The sequence below is a fragment of the Neisseria sp. CP9 genome (assembly GCF_047758525.1).
GTDB lineage: Bacteria > Pseudomonadota > Gammaproteobacteria > Burkholderiales > Neisseriaceae > Neisseria.
Genome location: NZ_CP180502.1, coordinates 23417 through 42564, shown reverse-complemented (window position 1 = coordinate 42564; position 19148 = coordinate 23417). Strand labels below are relative to the sequence as shown.

The 19148-nt window shown below is 48.1% G+C and carries 8 protein-coding genes; all 8 read right to left on the bottom strand.

Annotated features, from left to right (window positions below; genetic code table 11):
• Positions 1 to 89: 89 nt before the first annotated feature.
• Complete coding sequence (locus ACMYUL_RS00135) at positions 90 to 4277, bottom strand: DUF6531 domain-containing protein (RefSeq protein WP_415771438.1); 4188 nt, start codon at positions 4275 to 4277, stop codon at positions 90 to 92.
• Between the two features lie 148 nt (positions 4278 to 4425).
• Positions 4426 to 5130 (bottom strand): hypothetical protein, encoded by a 705-nt coding sequence (locus ACMYUL_RS00130; RefSeq protein ID WP_049224943.1) that lies wholly within the window; start codon positions 5128 to 5130, stop codon positions 4426 to 4428.
• The gene (locus ACMYUL_RS00125; RefSeq protein ID WP_415771436.1) at positions 5127 to 9275 is read right to left on the bottom strand and encodes a PAAR-like domain-containing protein; all 4149 of its coding nucleotides are present in this window, start codon (positions 9273 to 9275) and stop codon (positions 5127 to 5129) included. Before ACMYUL_RS00125 ends, ACMYUL_RS00130 begins: the two co-directional genes overlap by 4 nt.
• Before the next feature lie 82 nt (positions 9276 to 9357).
• Positions 9358 to 10494: a DUF2169 family type VI secretion system accessory protein gene (locus ACMYUL_RS00120; protein ID WP_415771434.1), complete on the bottom strand. Its 1137-nt coding sequence runs from the start codon at positions 10492 to 10494 to the stop codon at positions 9358 to 9360.
• Positions 10495 to 10506: 12 nt separating this feature from the next.
• Positions 10507 to 12849: a type VI secretion system Vgr family protein gene (locus ACMYUL_RS00115; RefSeq protein ID WP_415771432.1), complete on the bottom strand. Its 2343-nt coding sequence runs from the start codon at positions 12847 to 12849 to the stop codon at positions 10507 to 10509.
• Between the two features lie 72 nt (positions 12850 to 12921).
• Entirely contained in the window at positions 12922 to 16479 is a 3558-nt protein-coding gene (tssM, locus tag ACMYUL_RS00110) for a type VI secretion system membrane subunit TssM (protein ID WP_342032176.1), read from the bottom strand.
• Positions 16480 to 16510: 31 nt separating this feature from the next.
• Complete coding sequence (tssL, locus tag ACMYUL_RS00105; RefSeq protein ID WP_415771429.1) at positions 16511 to 17776, bottom strand: type VI secretion system protein TssL, long form; 1266 nt, start codon at positions 17774 to 17776, stop codon at positions 16511 to 16513.
• 24 nt (positions 17777 to 17800) lie between these two features.
• Positions 17801 to 19144, bottom strand: coding sequence for a type VI secretion system baseplate subunit TssK (gene tssK, locus ACMYUL_RS00100; protein WP_342032174.1), 1344 nt, complete (start codon positions 19142 to 19144; stop codon positions 17801 to 17803).
• Positions 19145 to 19148 lie beyond the last annotated feature (4 nt).

Here is a 19148-nt window from a genome sequence, read left to right as displayed (position 1 = left end):
AGGCTTCTTGAACTGAGTCGCTGAATTAATTCGTTCATATCAATTAATTTTGTAAGTTTATTGACTGCATTTATGAATTAACTTGAAGGTTATATATAGTCTATATGGTGATCAAGAACTCCTTCTTTTATTTCTCTATCTATTTTTTTATATCTATCCTTCTTAAAATCATATGTCCTGGGATTAGCATTATCTTTAGCTTGTCCTGCATGAAAGTGTTTACATGGTTTACCGCTATTCTTATCCTTATCATTTTTCTTATATCTCCTATTGCCATCATTAGTATGTTCTACAACTACTTTTTTATGTCCCCTTGCATCGGTAAATTCATAATATCGGCCATGTCTACCGGGGTTCGGATCGAATTCATAATTCGCCATACCCCTCCGAGTAACATTATTACCAACAGTCCATTGTCTATCAGGTTGTTGAGATCGAGGTATACCAGCTAGATCTTTTGCTAAATTAAAGGCTTGCCTTCTATTTGGTAGACCCAATGGATCTACAAAAGTGATACTTGCTGTTAAACCAGTAGGATCAAACCAACTTTGTGTACTAGAGGCGAACTGATAAAAGTTTTCCCCACCGTGTAACCCAATCGGATCCTGATTCACAAACCGACCTGCATCCGGCTCATAATACCTAAAGAAGTTGTAATGCAGCCCTGTTTCACGGTCGGCATATTGGTTTTGCAGGCGGAAGGGCTGGTATGCGCTATCCGTTACCTTGGTTTCCTCTTTCAGACGACCCCAGCCGGTGTATCTGCCGAACCACAGCAAATTGCCGTCCTTATCGGTCATCTCTCTCGGAATGCCGATTTGGTCGCAGTGGAAGTAGTGGGTCTGTTGGCGGCTTTCGCCGTCTGCGGTTGTCCAGTCGCGGACTTGTGCCAGCGGTTCGTAGGAGTCTTGGTCGGTGTAGATGTAAGTATAGAGACCGTCTGAATTGTGTTCCTGTAACAGATGGCTGCCGTCCCAAACGAAACGGGTTTCCTTTTCGAAGCTGTCCGAAGCTTCTTCGTTTTTCAGACGGCCTTTGCCTATCCTTCTGCCCAAGGCGTCGTAGGTGTAGGACCAAGTTTCTTTCGTGCCGTCTTTTTTGAAGATTTCCGCCTTAACCAGTTGGTCGTGCAGGTCGTAGAAATAGTTCTGCACTTCGCCGTCGGCCAGTTCGCGGTGGATGAGGTTGCCGAGGTCGTCGTAGTAGTAGGTCGTGCCGTTGTAGGTTTTCAGGCGGTTGTCGGTGATGGCATTGGAGTTGGCTGAAAGCGGTGTGGTCGTTTTGCCCTCTCCCCGACCCTCTCCCGCGGGAGAGGGGGCAGGGTATGGTTTGACCTTTTCCGTCGGGATGTCGAGGATATTGTGTGCGGGGTCGAAGGCGAACAGTTCGTTACCCGCTTGGGTAATCCTGCCCAGTTTGTCGTACTCGAACTGCGTCGTGCCCGTCCGCTGGTCGGTGCTGTGGGTCAGGTTGCCGGTGCGGTCGTAGCCGTAGCTGCGTTTGACGGCGGTTTGGGCATAACCCGCCGCTACTTTGGTTTTGCCTTTGCCGCTTTCCGTCAAATCATTGAGGGTGGCGATTTGTTTTTTCAGACGACCTAATGGGTCGAGTTCGTAACGGCTGGCGAGTTTACCCTGTGTGCGGTAGATTTCGCGGTGCAGCTGATCGCGTTCGATGTCGGTGATGACTTCGTCGTCGAGGCTGATTTGGTGCAGGTGTCCGCTGCCGTAATACAGGTAGTTGATCTGTCTGCCGTCGGGCAGGACGGTGGCGGTACGGTTGCCGTTGAAATCGTAGTGGTAGCGGATGGTTTCGGTGACGGGCAGGTACAGCATGTCGTACTGCGCATCGCGCCAGTCGGTTTCGGGCAAACCGTTTCGGGCGTTCTCTTCTTTGGACGGCACCTTCCATTGGTGCCGGGCGATGAGTCGGCCGTTTTCGTTGTAGTCGAAGCAGGTGATGCTTTGGCAGTTGGCGGCACGGACGAGGTTGCCGTCCAAGTCGTATTGGTAAACGGTTTCCTGAACCTTGTCGTTCTCGCGGGCAAGGGTGTGGATTAAGCGTCCCAATACATCGCGTTTGAACTCGGTCATCCGCAGCGGGGTTTGGCTGCCGGGGTCGGCTGAAAGCGGGGATACGTCTTTTTTGGGGACGGGCTGTCCGCCCAGCTGCGCCATCAGTTTGGCGGCGAGGGAGGCGTCGTCGCCGAATTCGCGCTGTTCGACCAGCTCGTTGCCGGCGTTGTAACGGTAGCCGGTCAGCTTATGGTCGAAACCGCTTTCGGCAATCAGGCGGTCGAGGACATCGTAGGCAAAACGGTAGCGCGCACCGTTTTCATTGGTGAGGCCGACCAGGCGGCGGGCTTTGTCGTAATGGTAACCGAAGGTATGGCCCAAGGCATTGGTGCGTCGGGTCGGCAGACCGTCCTGGCCGTATTCGTAGGAAGTGGTATGGCCTTCGCCGTCGGTATGGGTTTTCAGACGACCTGCGGCATCGTAGCCGAAGGTTTCTTTGCTGCCGTCGGGATAGAGGGCGAGGGTAAGGTTTTGGGCGGCGTCGTAATGGTATTCGGTGTGCTGTCCCAGCGCGTCGGTAATACGGGCCAGTTGCCCTTCGGGGGTGTAGGCCAATTTGGTTTCGTAACCGGAACAGTCGGTAATGAGGTCGGGCTGGCGGTTTTCATTATAATGATAGGCGGTGCTGCTGCCGTTCGGATCGGTTACCGACAGCAACAGGCCGTTGTCGGCGTATTCGAAATGGGTGGTATGTTTCAGCGGGTCGGTATGGGTCAGCAGGTTGCCCGCTTCGTCGTAGGTATAGCCGTCATAACGGCCTTCCGCATCGCTTTTACGGATCAGGCGGTAGCAGTCGTCATAGTCGAAATGCAGGATGGCGCCGTCGGGGCGGACGATGGCCTCAACCTGCCCCTCGTTGCTGTACTGATAGCGGGTAACGCGCCCCATCGCATCGGTGTGGCTGAGCAGACGGCCCAAACCGTCGCGTTCCATCAACACGGCGCTGCCGTCGGCAAACACCCGTTTGGTCAACTCGTTGTTGTAATCGTAATGATATTGCTCGGTACGGCCCAACACGTCGGTTACCTCGGTATAACCGTCGTGATAGGTAAAGCGCCATTCTTCGCCCAAGGAGGTCCAGTTGCGCAACACCTTGCCGGTCGGGGTGTAATGGTCGTATTCGTATTCCGATACCAATCCTGCCGCATCCGTGTGCGACACCATCAGGTTGTTTTTATAGCCGAAGCTGCGTTTGACGTTGCCGTCGCGGCCGATGACGCGCAGCAGGTCGCCGCTGCCGTTGTATTCGTAGCGGACCAGCGGGCTGCCGACCCGGACCGTTTCGCCGAAGACGGGCAAACCCTCCAGCAGCGACACCGACAGCAGCCGCATTTTGGGCGACTGTTCATCCGCCACATTGCCGAAGTTCAGCGAGAACACCCGGCCGTTGCCGTCGATGACGTATTGCGGCAGACCGGTCAGCGGATGATAGACGAAACGCTGATGGTTGCCGTTGGCGTCTTCTACCGCCACCAGCGGGAAGAGGGTGGAATCTTCGTCCGAACCGTCTTCCGCCACCACCAAAGGCGCAAAACGCAGCGCTATCGAACCGTCCAGCGACGCGATGACATAATGCCCGTCCGGATTTTTACTGAACCAGATCTGTTCGCTCTCGAACAAGACCGGTTCTTCATCGTCTTCATCGACTTCCGGCAGCGGGAACAGACGGCCCTGATCGTCGATATAGGCCAATCCCGCCGTATCGCGGATGATGCGTTGGCAGCCCGGCACGCTCCAGCCCTCGCCGAGCCAGCCGGTACCGTCTTGGTCGGAATAATAGCTGCGGCTCCAGACCAGCGGCAGGATGCCTTCAAAAGCAAAGTCGGTTTCATCCTCTAAAAACTTCAGCCCGTGTATCGGATTGACCGGGCGGCCGGCACCTGCGGCGGCTTTACAGGAAATACAGGGTTTGGGCGGCAGTTTCTTTTTGAATTTGTTGTTCATGTGGAACATATCGCCGGCGCGAATGATGTGGCGCTTGCGGATTTTAACCGAAGAGGAGTGCATCATCGGCCAGGCGGGTTTGGTGGCGGTACGGGAAAGCACACCCTTGCGGCCCGGAAGGGCGGGTTCGTCACCGGTAGTGCGGTTGGTTTTACTGGCCTTGAAGACGAAGGCAGGCTTGCGGTTGAGGCGGACGTCTTTGGCGACGGTTTGAGCGTTGCCCAAGTCGGCGAAGAGCGGGAAGGGGATGGGCGGCACCTAGGAAAATTGAATTGTTAAAGAACAAAAACATTGTTGCTCAGGCCGTCTGAAAAGTTTTTTCAGACGGCCTGAATAAATCATTGGAAAAGAAACCGCGTGCGTGCCTTGGGATACGCACCCTACGTGCGGGCTACGGCTTGCTAACTCAATCTAGTTCTGCTTGTTGGTCATTTTTACCATTGTTATCATCGCTGATCTCAATATTTTTTTTATGTGTGAATAATAAATCTAAAATTTTAGATATATTCTTTGAGTCAGGGAATTTTTTAGGATTTTTTATGTTTAAGAAATTATTAATTTCCAAGTTATGTAAATGACTTATTAGTAAAATTGTAGATAGCGGGTATTTATATGAGGAAGGATTTTTTAAAATATCCTCTATTGCTAAATTACTTCCGAAATAATAATTTTTCATTGGTAATACATAATTATCGAATATAGCAATAATTATCTCATTTATTTCATTTTCGGATGTTTCTGGATATAAAGAAATAATGCCAAAATCTTTAAAAATAGAATCAAATTTTCCAAGTTCTGAACCATGTACTTTAAAATTACTTGGTGTATCATTTTCATCAAAAATATCGTTTATTTCAGGATAAAATTTTGGGATAATTGTACTTAATTCTATAAATTTTTGGTCTAGAATATTTTGCTCATTTATATAAGAAACGATAGAAAATGAGCATAATGCCCCAATTTTTACATGCTTACCTTTTTTAAATTGGAAGTTAATTTTTCCAAAAAAAATGTCATTAAAAAAAAGTGAAATAATACAATCGTGTTTTTTAAATGAAATATGGTTAGCTTCCAAATATGAGCAGAAGCTATTTAATATTTTTTTCTTCATTTTTTATACCTCAATAAAATAAATGTTATATCTCTTCCATTTACATTAACAACTTTGCCTTTAGAAGTTAAAATAGTTCCTCCTCCTTTTCTTGATGTATTTGCATTTGCACAACGACCAGTTGGAAACGCGTTTGATGCTCGTTGATTTTTAGTAAGCCTACCTGAGCCAAATTTTGATTCAAATACATAAGTCTTTCCGCCACGTTCAGCAACAATATCAGCAATAATATTTTGCCCATTCACAGTCATGGGTACTTGTGTTCGAATATTTTTGAATCCATTTCTTGCAACATCAAATAGAGCACGGGCCTCTCCTCGTCTACCATTAAAATGTGGAATTCCTAATAAACCCAAGGGATCTAACCACATTTGAACATTTGGCGCAAACCAATACAGATTATCCCCACCCATCAACCCAATCGGGTCCTGATTCACAAACCGCCCAGCATCCGGCTCATAATACCTGAAGAAGTTGTAATGCAGCCCCGTTTCACGGTCGGCGTACTGGTTTTGCAGGCGGAACGGCTGATATGCGCTATCCGTTACCTTGGTTTCCTCTTTCAGACGACCCCAGCCGGTGTAATTGCCGAACCACAGCAAATTGCCGTCTTTATCGGTCATCTCCCTAGGGATGCCGATTTGGTCGCAGTGGAAATAGCGGGTTTGTTGTCGGCTTTCGCCGTCTTTGGTTGTCCAATCGCGGACTTGGGCTAAAGGCTCGTAGGAATCTTGATCGGTATAGATATAGGTATATCTGCCGTCCGAGTGGATTTCTTGCAAGAGGTGGCTGCCGTCCCAAACGAAGCGGGTTTGGTTTTCAAGGTCGTTCCCGCTTAAATCATGCGGGAATGACGTTTCTGAAACTTCCTGACTGGTTTTCAGACGGCCTTTGCCTATCCTTCTGCCCAGGGCGTCGTAGGTGTAGGACCAAGTTTCTTTCGTGCCGTCTTTTTTGAAGATTTCGGCCTTAACCAGTTGGTCGTGCAGATCGTAGAAATAGTTCTGTACTTCGCCGTCGGCCAGCTCGCGGTGGATCAGGTTGCCGAGCTCGTCGTAGTAATAGGTCGTGCCGTTGTAGGTTTTCAGGCGGTTGTCCGAGACGGTAGGGCTATTGTTATCGGACAGGATATTGTGCGCGGGGTCGAAGGCGAACAGTTCGTTACCCGCTTGGGTGATCCGGCCCAGTTTGTCGTACTCGAACTGTGTCGTTCCCGTCCGCTGGTCGGTGCTGTGGGTCAGGTTGCCGGTGCGGTCGTAGCCGTAGCTGCGTTTGACGGCGGTTTGGGCATAGCCCGCCGCTACTTTGGTTTTGCCTTTTCCGCCTTCCGTCAAATCATTGAGGGTGGCGATTTGCCTTTTCAGACGACCTAAGGGGTCGAGTTCGTAGCGGCTGGCGAGTTTACCCTGTGTGCGGTAGATTTCGCGGTGCAGTTTGTCGCGCTCGATGTCGGTGATGACTTCGTCGTCTAGGCTGATTTGGTGCAGGTGGCCGCTGCCGTAGTACAGGTAGTTGATCTGTCTGCCGTCGGGCAGGACGGTGGCGGTACGGTTGCCGTTGAAGTCGTAGTGGTAGCGGACGGTTTCGGTAACGGGCAGGTACAGCATGTCGTACTGCGCATCGCGCCAGTCGGTTTCGGGCAAGCCGTTTCGGGCGTTCTCTTCCTTGCTTGGCACCTTCCATTGGTGTTGGGCGATGAGTTGGCCGTTTTCGTTGTAGTCGAAGCAGGTGATGCTGTGGCGGTTGGCGGCGCGGACGAGGTTGCCGTCCAAGTCGTAGCCGTAAACGGTTTCCTGAACCTTGTCGTTATCGCGGGCGAGGGTGTGGATTAAGCGTCCCAATATATCGCGTTTGAACTCGGTAATCCGCAGCGGGGTTTGACTGTCGAGGTCGTCTGAAAGCGGGGATGCGTCTTTTTTGGGGACGGGCTGTCCGCCCAGTTGCGCCATCAGTTTGGCGGCGAGGGAGGCGTCGTCGCCGAATTCGCGCTGCTCGACCAGTTCGTTGCCGGCGTTGTAGCGGTAGCCGGTGAGCTTATGGTCGAAGCCGTTTTCGGCAATCAGGCGGTCGAGGACATCGTAGGCAAAACGGTAGCGCGCACCGTTTTCATTGGTGAGGCCGACCAGGCGGCGGGCTTTGTCGTAGTGGTAGCCGAAGGTGTGTCCCAAGGCATTGGTGCGTTGGGTCGGCAGACCGTCTTGGCCGTATTCGTAGGAAGTGGTATGGCCTTCGCCGTCGGTATGGGTTTTCAGACGACCTGCGGCATCGTAGCCGAAGGTTTCTTTGCTGCCGTCGGGATAGAGGGCGAGGGTAAGGTTTTGGTCGGCGTCGTAATGGTATTCGGTGTGCTGTCCCAGCGCATCGGTAATGCGCGCCAGTTGCCCTTCGGGGGTGTAGGCCAGTTTGGTTTCGTAACCGGAACAGTCGGTAATGAGGTCGGGCTGGCGGTTTTCATTATAGTGATAGGCGGTACTGCTGCCGTTGGGGTCGGTCACCGACAGCAACAGACCGTTGCCGGCGTATTCGAAACGGGTGGTATGTTTCAGCGGGTCGGTATGGGTCAGCAGATTGCCCGCTTCGTCGTAGGTATAGCCGTCATAACGGCCTTCCGCATCGCTTTTACGGATCAGGCGGTAGCAGTCGTCATAGTCGAAATGCAGGATGGCGCCGTCGGGGCGGACGATGGCCTCCACCTGCCCCTCGTTGCTGTACTGATAGCGGGTAACGCGCCCCATTGCATCGGTATGGCTGAGCAGACGGCCCAAACCGTCGCGTTCCATCAATACAGCGCTGCCGTCGGCAAACACCCGTTTGGTCAGCTCGTTGTTGTAGTCGTAATGATATTGCTCGGTACGGCCCAACACGTCGGTTACCTCGGTATAGCCGTCGTGATAGGTAAAACGCCATTCCTCGCCCAAAGAAGTCCAGTTGCGCAACACCTTGCCGGTCGGGGTGTAATGGTCGTATTCGTATTCCGATACCAATCCTGCCGCATCCGTGTGCGACACCATCAGATTGTTTTTATAGCCGAAGCTGCGTTTGACGTTGCCGTCGCGGCCGATGACGCGAACCAAGTCGCCGCTATTATTGTATTCGTAGCGGACCAGCGGACTGCCGACCCGGACCGCTTCGCCGAAGGCGGGCAAACCCTCCAGCAGCGACACCGACAGCAGCCGCATTTTAGGCGACTGCTCATCCGCCACATTGCCGAAGTTCAGCGAGAACACCCGGCCGTTGCCGTCGATGACGTATTGCGGCAGACCGGTCAGCGGATGATAGACGAAACGCTGATGGTTGCCGTTGGCGTCTTCCACCGCCACCAGCGGGAAGAGGGTGGAATCTTCGTCCGAACCGTCTTCCGCCACCACCAAAGGCGCAAAACGCAGCGCTATCGAACCGTCCAGCGACGCGATGACATAATGCCCGTCCGGATTTTTACTGAACCAGATCTGTTCGCTCTCGAACAAGACCGGTTCTTCATCGTCTTCATCGACTTCCGGCAGCGGGAACAGACGGCCCTGATCGTCGATATAGGCCAATCCCGCCGTATCGCGGATGATGCGTTGGCAGCCCGGCACGCTCCAGCCCTCGCCGAGCCAGCCGGTACCGTCTTGGTCGGAATAATAGCTGCGGCTCCAGACCAGCGGCAGGATGCCTTCAAAAGCAAAGTCGGTTTCATCCTCTAAAAACTTCAGCCCGTGTATCGGATTGACCGGGCGGCCGGCACCTGCGGCGGCTTTACAGGAAATACAGGGTTTGGGCGGCAGTTTCTTTTTGAATTTGTTGTTCATGTGGAACATATCGCCGGCGCGAATGATGTGGCGCTTGCGGATTTTAACCGAAGAGGAGTGCATCATCGGCCAGGCGGGTTTGGTGGCGGTACGGGAAAGCACACCCTTGCGGCCCGGAAGGGCGGGTTCGTCACCGGTAGTGCGGTTGGTTTTACTGGCCTTGAAGACGAAGGCGGGCTTGCGGTTGAGGCGGACGTCTTTGGCGACGGTTTTGGCATTGCCCAGGTCGGCGAAGAGCGGGAAGGGGATGGGCGGTGTGACAGGAGGAGCGGGAGGGGGCGCCCAGCAGAAATCGGGGAGGGTACAGATTACATAGAAGTCGCTGTCTTTACGGGCGATTTTATTGAATGCCATGGCGGCTTGCTCCTGTTGGGGATGGGGTCGTCTGAAAGCTGGGTGAATGAGGGTTTAGGGTTTCAGACGACCTATGTGTGGTTTATGCGTGTGCTGCTAAAGATGGTGGGATTGGGATAAATTCATCCCGTGAATCCCGACAAGCTTGGGCGGCTGCAATTTGATCTGCCCGTTCGTGTCGGGCGATGAATCTGAGCTGGCATGCCGCAATTTCCAGTTCTTCGGGAAAAGATGTGCGGTAGCTGCAATCAATGCGGCGTTGTTCTACATCGACGAGGATGGTGTCCAATACCATATCTTTGCACAATGACGAGTTGGTTGCCGTATGGGCGTGGACAAACACGGTTTCTACCGGCAAATCAACGGTAAAGCGTTGGTTGGGTGCTTGGAAGGAATGCACCATGCCGGTAAAGGTCAGTTCGTAAATATGGTTGGGTTTCAGATGGGGAAGCTGCAGCGAGGGATGGGCGCCGTTCCAATAAGCCATAGAAAAATCTTCAGGCAGTAGCGGGGCACGGTTGGCTATCCATTGCGCATCGGCAGTGCCGGTATGTTTGGCTCGCAGTGCGAAATAACGGGGCATAAAGCCGAAGCCTTCGGGCGCGGCCTTATCGGACGGATCTCGCACGGGGTGTGCGGGGTCGTAGATTTGATGCGCTTTCAGCGTCCGCTTGAACCCGTTTTTTTTGAGTTCGGCCTTCGGATAGTAGCCGATACCGATGGCGTTTTGTTGATAGCCTGTGTGGTCATCTTCGACTGCGCTGCCGCCAAAGGCAAACTCATAGCGGATAGGCAGGGAAAGGATGGGGTCAGGTTCGCTCAAAGACCATCCTGCCGCCTCACGCACCCAGTAACGTTCCCCGGTAAGCGCCAGGCTTTTTTGGTAATCGCCGATACTTACGGATACGGTAAATTGCCGAGAGGGGACATCGTCGGGTGCATAGGCGGTGGCATTGACGACCAAGTCGGTTTTGGGCTTGTAGAGGCTGAAGTCGCTTTCAAACTGAGTTGAGGTTTGCGAGGGATCACCGTAATAGGTATCGGCAAACGTGAGTGGCGTTTGCTTGCGGGCAAACGTAAGCTCCGTTTTTCCTGTTTCCGGGTCAATTTCAAACTCGTAACTGACTTTGGCGACGACTACATCATAAGCCCGATCTGTTTGGTCGATGTTTTTAAACTGCTGCGTATGAAAGCAGGTAAAGTTCTGCAACTCAAACATGGCATATCTTCTCTAGTTGATATCGACTTTTTTGCCGTCGATGTCCACTACTTTGGTGCCGACGATCTTGATCGTTTTGCTGACGATGCTGATTTTGTTTTTATCAATCAAAATCATGGAACTACCGACTTGTATGGTAATTTTCTTGCCTGCGGACAGGGTGATGTTTCGACCTGCGTTGAGGCCGATGTTCATACCGGCGTTGAGACCCATCACCAAGCCGACGCTATGCATTTCTGCACCGACGACATTGGTCATCCAGCCTGCACCGACGTTCAGCATATAGCCGGCACCGATGTTGGTCATCTGTCCGATGCCGACATTGTTCATACCGTTCAGGCTGACGGTTTCCTGTTTGTTGCCGCCGATACTGCTGACTTCGTTGGCAACAACGGTCTTGTTACGGTTGGCGCCGACGGTCAGCGCTTGGTTTTTGCCGACAGCAACGTTCTGGTCTTGTCCGACAGTCAGCGCTTGGCTCTGACCTATGCCTACTTTTTCGTTCAAGCCAACAGAACGGCTGCGATTTTTACCCACGTTGACACTTTGGTCTTTACCTACGCTGGTACTTTGGTTGTCACCCACACTAATGCTTTGGTTTTGGGTAATGCTGGAGGTCTCGTTTTGACCCACCGATTTTGTGCGGTTTTGGGTAATCGAAGCCGTTTCGTTTTTTTGGACGGTTTTCGCCCGATCGCCCACTACTGTAACGGTTTCGTTGTTACCGATCGTGGTGGTACGGTCGTTGTTGACGTTGCGGGTTTCGTTATTTTTAACCAGCGAGGTCAGGTCTTTTTGCGCTTGGAAATTGACCATCTCGGAACCGGCAGTATCGTTGAACATCAGTTCATTGAAGTTGGCAAGCGGCGAATTAAAACTTTTACTTTTGATACCTGACTGCTTGGCCGCAGCGGGAAAGCCCCATGGTGGCGACATTGCGCTGTTATACAGGCGACCCAATACAATCGGTCGGTCAGCATCGCCGTTGATGAAGTCGACCAATACTTCTTCACCGATACGCGGGGTGTTGATAGAACCATATCCCGCGCCGGCAGAGCCTTGCGTTACCCGAACCCAGTTGGAGCTGTTTTCATCCATTTTGCCGTAGCGGTCCCAATGGAATTGGACTTTAATATCGCCATACTCGTTGGTATAAACCTCTTCTCCGGCAGGGCCCGTTACCGTCGCCGCTTGTGTGCCCAAAACTTTGGGTTTTGGCGTTTTAAGGGGAGGGCGGTATGGGTAGGATTTGGGCAATACGCGGAATGAAATTCTGAATTTGCCAATACGATCGCCAGTGGTATAGCCGGCCTCTTCAAAATCATAGTCTGCTTTCAGAATGGTGTATTCGGTATTGGATGATGAATGCGGATGTTTGCTCAGGGTAAACGTATAACCTGGAGCCACCGTCAATGCAGTACCTGAACCGGTAATGATCTTGGTTTGGCTTTTCAGATCTTCACTGCGTACCTGACTGTAATTTTGCGCTTCGGAAACATCGCTAAAACCAGTATAGAAATCATAATGTTCCATCGGGACAGAACTGAAATCGTGAACCGAATCAGAAGATTTCATCGGGACTTTGGCGTTTTTATAATTGTATTCTTGGGTCACGAACTGGCTGGATTTCAGGGCATCACGTTCTTCCCATACATCGATATAGGCGATGTTGGGTGCGCCGGGCGCAGTATTTTTGGAATGGTAAGGAATGTTGGGAGAAGGAATGGCTTCTAGAGTACCGACATCATCAGCGATGACGAGCTCGTGCGAACCGTTGCTGTGGGTAAAATAATAGTAGATGCCTTCCTGTTCAAACAGGCGGTTTAGGAAATTAAAACTGTTTTCCTGATATTGGACACAAAATCCTCTGGTACGATAGCCTTTTTGGCATTTTACCTGGAAGGGAAAGCCGAACGGCGACAAGACTTCATTGGCAATATCCAGAACGGACTTGTCGACAAATACCCTGCTGTCCGTATTTTGGGTGAGATACCACATAAACGGACGGGCTGTACAGGTGTAGGCGTGATAGTCTTCTTCGTCTTCATCTTCGCCAATGTAACCGAAGTCGGTAACTAAACCGTTCAGATAGCGCGGACTGCCTGCTTCTGTGTCAATTTCCAATGTTATAGGCTGACCGATAATATCCTTGCCTTGTAAATTGGAATCTTTGGAAACTAAAGTGATATTAAATTCAAAAAGGTTGGAAACAAATTCTGTTCCAAGCATTTTTTTGAATAAAAGTTGTGATCCCAAAGGTGTATGAGCAACGACTGTTCTATTCATTTCGGGAAATTCCTTGTTGATATTAAAAACCAATTTCGTTTGAGTGTCGGTTTTTCTATTTTCAATCATGCATAGGGTTGCGGCAGAAGCATGTTGGAATGAGTGGTTTCAGACGACCTGCTTACATTCTCATTATGACCATCAAACGCACTGAAAATTCCTTAATTTGTTTAAATTAAAGGGATTAAAGGCTGTGGACGTAGTAAATTCAAGTACAACGTTTTTTCCTTGGATGTTGTATTCGACAACGGTAGTGTTTCCTGTCTGGCGAATGATTTTCCCTTTTTCAATCAGGCGGAATATTGACCACGGCCCGGTTGAACTGATACCCGCACTATTGATTTGAGGGGAGGAAATATCTATTTTTGCCAAGGCGTTTTCTTCTTTTGAAGGCCAAGTAAAGGTTGCAGGATTGACTGGACCGTGACTGTATACATAGCTTTTCCCTGCATAAGAAACATTCACACTTTCCAAGCTGGAGTCAAGAATCAAGACTTTGACTGTAAAGTCAAAAGTGGGTGTTTCCGAGCCTTTGTCGAAATATCCTTGTCGGATTGCCGCTATGTCGTTCAGCCTGGAAAAACGGTCTTTAAATGCGCTGTTTTTGGCCGTTAATGTTTCCAGTTTCTCTGAACGCGCCAATACGGCGGCCTCACCTGATAAATTAGTAAACTTGCTATACATGCCGTTGGGACCAAATATGTTGGTGAAGCTTTCTAAGGCAACATTGTTTTCAGAACCTCTGTCAAAAGGGTAACCCTGTTCGTGTATTTCTTGGCAACTGTTTGTTACGGTTGCCAACTGTTTTTCCAAGGTGGACATGAGCTTTTCATCAACAATTTTGTCGGTGTTTTTCAAAATAATCTCAGAAAAGCTGTCTAACATTGGGCGGAAGGGCATAGGAAGACGGTTTACTTCAGCTTTGTATTTCACAAACGGATCATCAGGAGGCAAATCTACCCCTTTTTCGACTGCGACATTAACGGCAACCAAATAAACGTACAAATCATTAATGGCTTCAGTAACACTGTTAATTGCTGGAGGTTGATCATTTGCGGTTTCAGTTAAACTATGGAAATCCGCAAAAGCATCATCAACGGGAGTGGCCAGTTTTAAAGCAGACAATTCATTTTTTACATTAGCCTCTCCTTCAGCATCTAGGAGCTTTGACAGTCCTGCTCTATTCAACCAGTCGGCAATTTTACTGTCTGCTTTATCCGTTATCTTTTTATCAATGGTAAGCGTCGTATTGTCGCTGATACCTTTGATAATATTGACTAAAGGAGAATTTTTCTCTGATAAAAGCTTGGCAATCTGAATACTTTCTCGAGATGACTTGGGCGTAACCAATGACAAATCAGACAAATAGTTATTCCATGCCTTGATGTAATTGCCAAAATAAAGCTTTTGAGCATCTGAAAGAACAGAAGCTTTGCTTTGGCTTTGTGATGCATAACTACCCAATACCCAGTTGTCTTCATTAAAAAACTGTTCTGCCGACTTGACCATAGTAGGTAAGACCTTGGTAATGTAAGCCTCTTTGGTATAAATGAAGTTAATCGGTTCTTTTAAAGCTCCGCCAGTTTTGCGACGAAACAATAAGTGGCTTTGTACGCCGCCCATGCTTGAAAAAGAAACAGGTGTGATTCCTTCTTTGCCTGAGAGAGCAACTGTGTTGATGGTATCTTCCAGTACCATGGTAGCAATATCTCTTTGGGCAATTTCCTGCCTACGGCGTTCTACCAATTCTTCATCATAGGGTACGCTGGGAGTAATGCTTTGTTTGGAGAGTATTTGGTTTAAAGCTTTCTCAAGAGATTTTTTCTGTTGCTCACTCATACCTGAAGATTCTGCTTTAGACAAATTAGTCATCAGCCAATTTTGCATAAAAGCGGCATCAAAATGTTCTTTGTCATACATCATCAGATAAGCTTTTAAAGCATTGTAACCATTGATGCCGTCTGCGCCGCTGGTTGTACGCAGAAGTTCATCTAATTTAAAACTGATTAACGGCATCACATTGTCTTGCAGGATTCTGCGGTAGGCAGATTCCCCTACATCTGCCATTTGCCCGCCTTGGTAAAGACCCATACGATAGCTGAGGGGAGGGGAAGAGAGATCCGGAATCTCTTTACTACTGGTCGTATCTTTGACATGTTCTGCAAATGTTACTGCTTTAAGCAGGTCGGGAGCTTCAGTGTATTTCTTCGCCTCTTGACCCAGTTTGGTTGCTTTATCGCCAACCTGCTCAAGATATGAGCGATTATTTGAATAACTGTTCAGCATCATGGCTAAGCAGGCGGCGACTATGGTGACAATAGCTCCAATTCCTAACCAATAGAGCATTTGTTTTTTGACAAACCAAGATTTATTTTCTCCCGCCAAGTTTGCTTCACTAAGGATGACATCAGAGAACAGCCTGTGCAGGAAAAAGCTTCGCTCGTTGTTTTGAGTTTTGGTTCGATCCGAATCCAAGTATTTTTTCGATAATTGAAAATCGTTTTGCAAGCCATCTAATATGGGATTGAAATGTTGTCCCGTTTGGGTGCCACTTGAGAAATAAACACCTCTCCACGAGATAGGTTGCTCAAATTTTGAAGATTTAGATAATTCTTTAAATAGAGAAAGTACCGCCTGATTAAGACGTTCAAATTCTTCAGGGAAAGCAAAAGCCGCTGCTTTATCTTCAGAAGATTCCAATTGATGGATGGTACCCAACATAGAAGAGCGCAATTTATCAACAACTTCCGATAAAGCATTGGAAGCAGTGGCAATTGGAGTTTCCATTCCCTCGGTATCAGAAAGAGAAATACCCAAATATTGGTTTCTTTGTTCTTCCGTCAGATGATCAAAGAATTTGTCAAAACCATGCAGCAAATCCAGTTTGGTTATCATAAGATAAACAGGGAAATGTATACCTAATTTGGTATGCATTTCGTGGATTCTTTTGCGAAGTTCTGCAGAAATTTCGGTAATATTGGTTTTACCGCCTAAAAGGTCGTCCACTCCTACGGTAACTACTACACCGTTGATAGGTTGTTTGGGACGGTAGCGCTTCAGTAGGGATACAAATTCTTCCCAGTCGCTGGAGTCCTTATTGCTGTGGTTGTCATGTAAAGACAATCTGCCTGCAGTATCGAGAAGTACGATTTCATCGGATAAAAACCAATCGCAATCGCGCGTCCCTGCCAAGCCGCTTACAGATGTTCCTAAAGTGCTTTCTAGAGGGAAGTTGAGACCAGAGCGTTTTAATGCTGTTGTTTTACCAGAACCGGCAGCACCTAAAACAACGTACCACGGCATTTGATAAAGATATTGCCCCTCTTCCAATCTTGCCAATAAACTATTTTTAGATCTGGAAAATTTAGCGTTTTTCAGTACTTTATCCATTTCAGCAAACTGACGGCTCATTGAGCTAACATCGCTTGCATTTTTCAAGATGGGTTCTTGCGCTGCGCGGATTTCCTTCAGTAAGGCAGCGTTTCGGCGTGACTCACGATATTGGCGAAATATAGCTTTAGCCAACCAAATGCCGATAATGGCGGCGCACACAGCAAGGCGAATGACCTTGCTTTCTAAGGGGCGAATTTCACCTATGGAAATCAGTGGGCCGATAAACCATACCAATATAATCAGACCGGCGATACCCAGCATTACCCATAAAGAACGGGAGCCTAGAAAATAAAGAATTTTTTTCATATTTGTTTTTCCGTATCAATCCAATTTCAGATTATTGATGTGTATTCACATCACTGCTTGGCTGAGTAGTTGAAGTATTGGTTTTTACTTCCACTGCGCTACCCAGTTTAGGGCCGGTTCCAGTTGTGAATAGGGTGATTTCAACCCTTCGGTTTTTGGCTCTATTTTCCAAAGTATCATTTGGCGCAACAGGATCGGTCGAGCCACGTCCTTCAGAACGAATACGAGCTCCGCCATTTTTGATGTAATTCAATAAAATTTCTTTTACTGCGTCTGCACGAGCTTGAGAGAGATGCCAGTTGGATGGGAAGTTCAAGCTCTGAATAGGCTGATTGTCAGTATATCCGGTCACTACGATTTGCCCTTCTACGCTATCCAAAGCTTGGCTGACTCTTGCCAAGACAGGGTAATATTGGTCTTGAATTTGTGCAGAACCAGACTCAAAGAGACCGTCACCCAAAATAGTGACTGTACTTCTATCTTGAAAGTCTTCTACAGAGACTAGCTTTCTAGCAATTTCATTTTCCAATAAAGGACGTAGTCGGACAGTACTTTGTGTTTCTTGCTGTTTAGCCGTAACAGAAGGGAGTTTGAGATTGTTAACTTTTGTGCTGGCGACATCAAAGTCATCGCCTAAAGACCATTGCATTGCAAAATAGCCCACCCCCAAGACGACTGCCCCTAAAACACCTACAACCCATAAAGGAATAGAAAGCCTCTGTTTTCGTTGGATGGTATTGGTAATAATTGGATTGTGTTTGAAAAGCTCAGCAGTTTGATCCGGCCGTTTGCTGTGAATTAAGGCAAGCAAATCTCTCTTAATCTTGTCGATTTCGAGTTCACCACTGTTTAATACTTGATATTTGCCTTTGTAGCCAAATTGCAAACATAAGTACATGAACTCTAATAAATCAATATTTTTATTCGGATCCTGCTTCAGATTTTGAATAATCTCAAAAAAACGCTCTCCGCCCCATGTTTCGTCATAGAAAGAGACTAACAGGCTGTTTTTGGACCAAGTTTCATCTGCCCAACCCGCACGAACAGCTAATTCATCTACGAATGTACATAGGCAGTACTTTGCAGCTTGGATAGCGTCGTACCTTGCTCCGTTTTTTTCAGCATTTTCTTCAAAATTATTGATTAGTATAGAAAATTTGTTGATCAAACTGTCGGTAGACAATTGACTGGTAGTTTGCTGCATCGCATTGACTAAGATAAAAACCGGTTTGGCTGCCTCAATCAAAGGGTTATAAATACTTACGATGCTGTGTGCAGCATTATTCTGGTTATCCATAATGAAATTCCAAATTGAACCAAATTAACTTAAAGACTTGATTGCCCAAAATTCAACATCTAAATTCGGAAAATTACCGGCTAAATGGAAGGCCATGCCTGATGAAGTATCAAACATGTCCCACAGCTCGTGCTTTTTGTCCAATTCAAAATAGACATAACCGCTGTGGTATGGCAATTCTCTTGGCGCCACAGATAAAGCGTGCACTCTGATTCCGGGCAGGTGGTAAGCAACCAATTCTTTTACTTTTTCTACAGTACCTATTTTCACGACGCTTGGAATTTTTTGACGTAATGCTTCGTTTGGCATATCAGCTTTGATAGCAAGAACAAATGAAGCTTTATCCAGTAGGCTTTGATCTGGCGTTTGAGCAACACGAGTGGCTTCATCACGCATATCCAGCGGAATCCTAATCGCGCGTTGTTCAAGAACGATGGATAATGATTTACGCAGATTGAAAAATAAGTTGCTAAAGCATGAGGCTAGGTCATTATGCTCATAGACAGGGATATCGCCTACTTTGCGAGAAGGCAGGAAGGTCATTAAATCAGCACATAGTTTGGATAAATTAATGAATAATTGTTCAGGGTGCGTTTGTCGGGCGCCTTCATTTTCATGATGTAAATATGCGAGATATCGATTAATGGTTTGAAGCATCATGAAGTCCATAACTTCAACAGAGCCACCGGTATTAGGATCGTTCACAGCATTAGCCAAGCTATTGCTTTTTTGCATCAATAAACCATAAATCTCTGAAATATAGGCTTTTAGGTGTTGTTGCTTTTGACTTCCGAGGCAAGGCGGGATATATGATTCGTCTAAAATGATTTCAAAATCCGCAGAGCTGGAACGGATCAGAGCAATGGGCAGGGCAGTTTGTCCGCTGGTTAAGTCGTTTTCTAAGACTAACATCGGGTTAAGATCTGCCAGTGTTACTTGACGACCATCTAATTCAGTATTTGTAGTGTCTGCTAGAGTTTTATTAAAAGCTTTGTAGCGACATGAGTCTGAAGAATCCTGATTGGGAAAATAAATCTCATTATTTACAGAAGAAGGCAGAGTAACAGCTAGGCAGATTTTGGTGTCTTTAATATTTGCAGGAACTTTTAGACTCAAATTTTCGAGTTGTTTTTGAGAGAACAAAAATACAGAACCATCAGGAAAAACACCTTCTGCTTCATTAATACCGATTACCCCTCGTTTGAGGCCGTCTGAATTTAACACCAGCGAAGAGAATCCCCAAAAATGCCCCTCTTGAGAAACGGCTAATTGGCGTAGGCCGGATTCAAGATAACGTTCAAATTGCTGGAAATGCTGGGGGGTAATAAAGATACCCTCCGACCAAACTACTTTTGCTTCTATTGCCATGCCT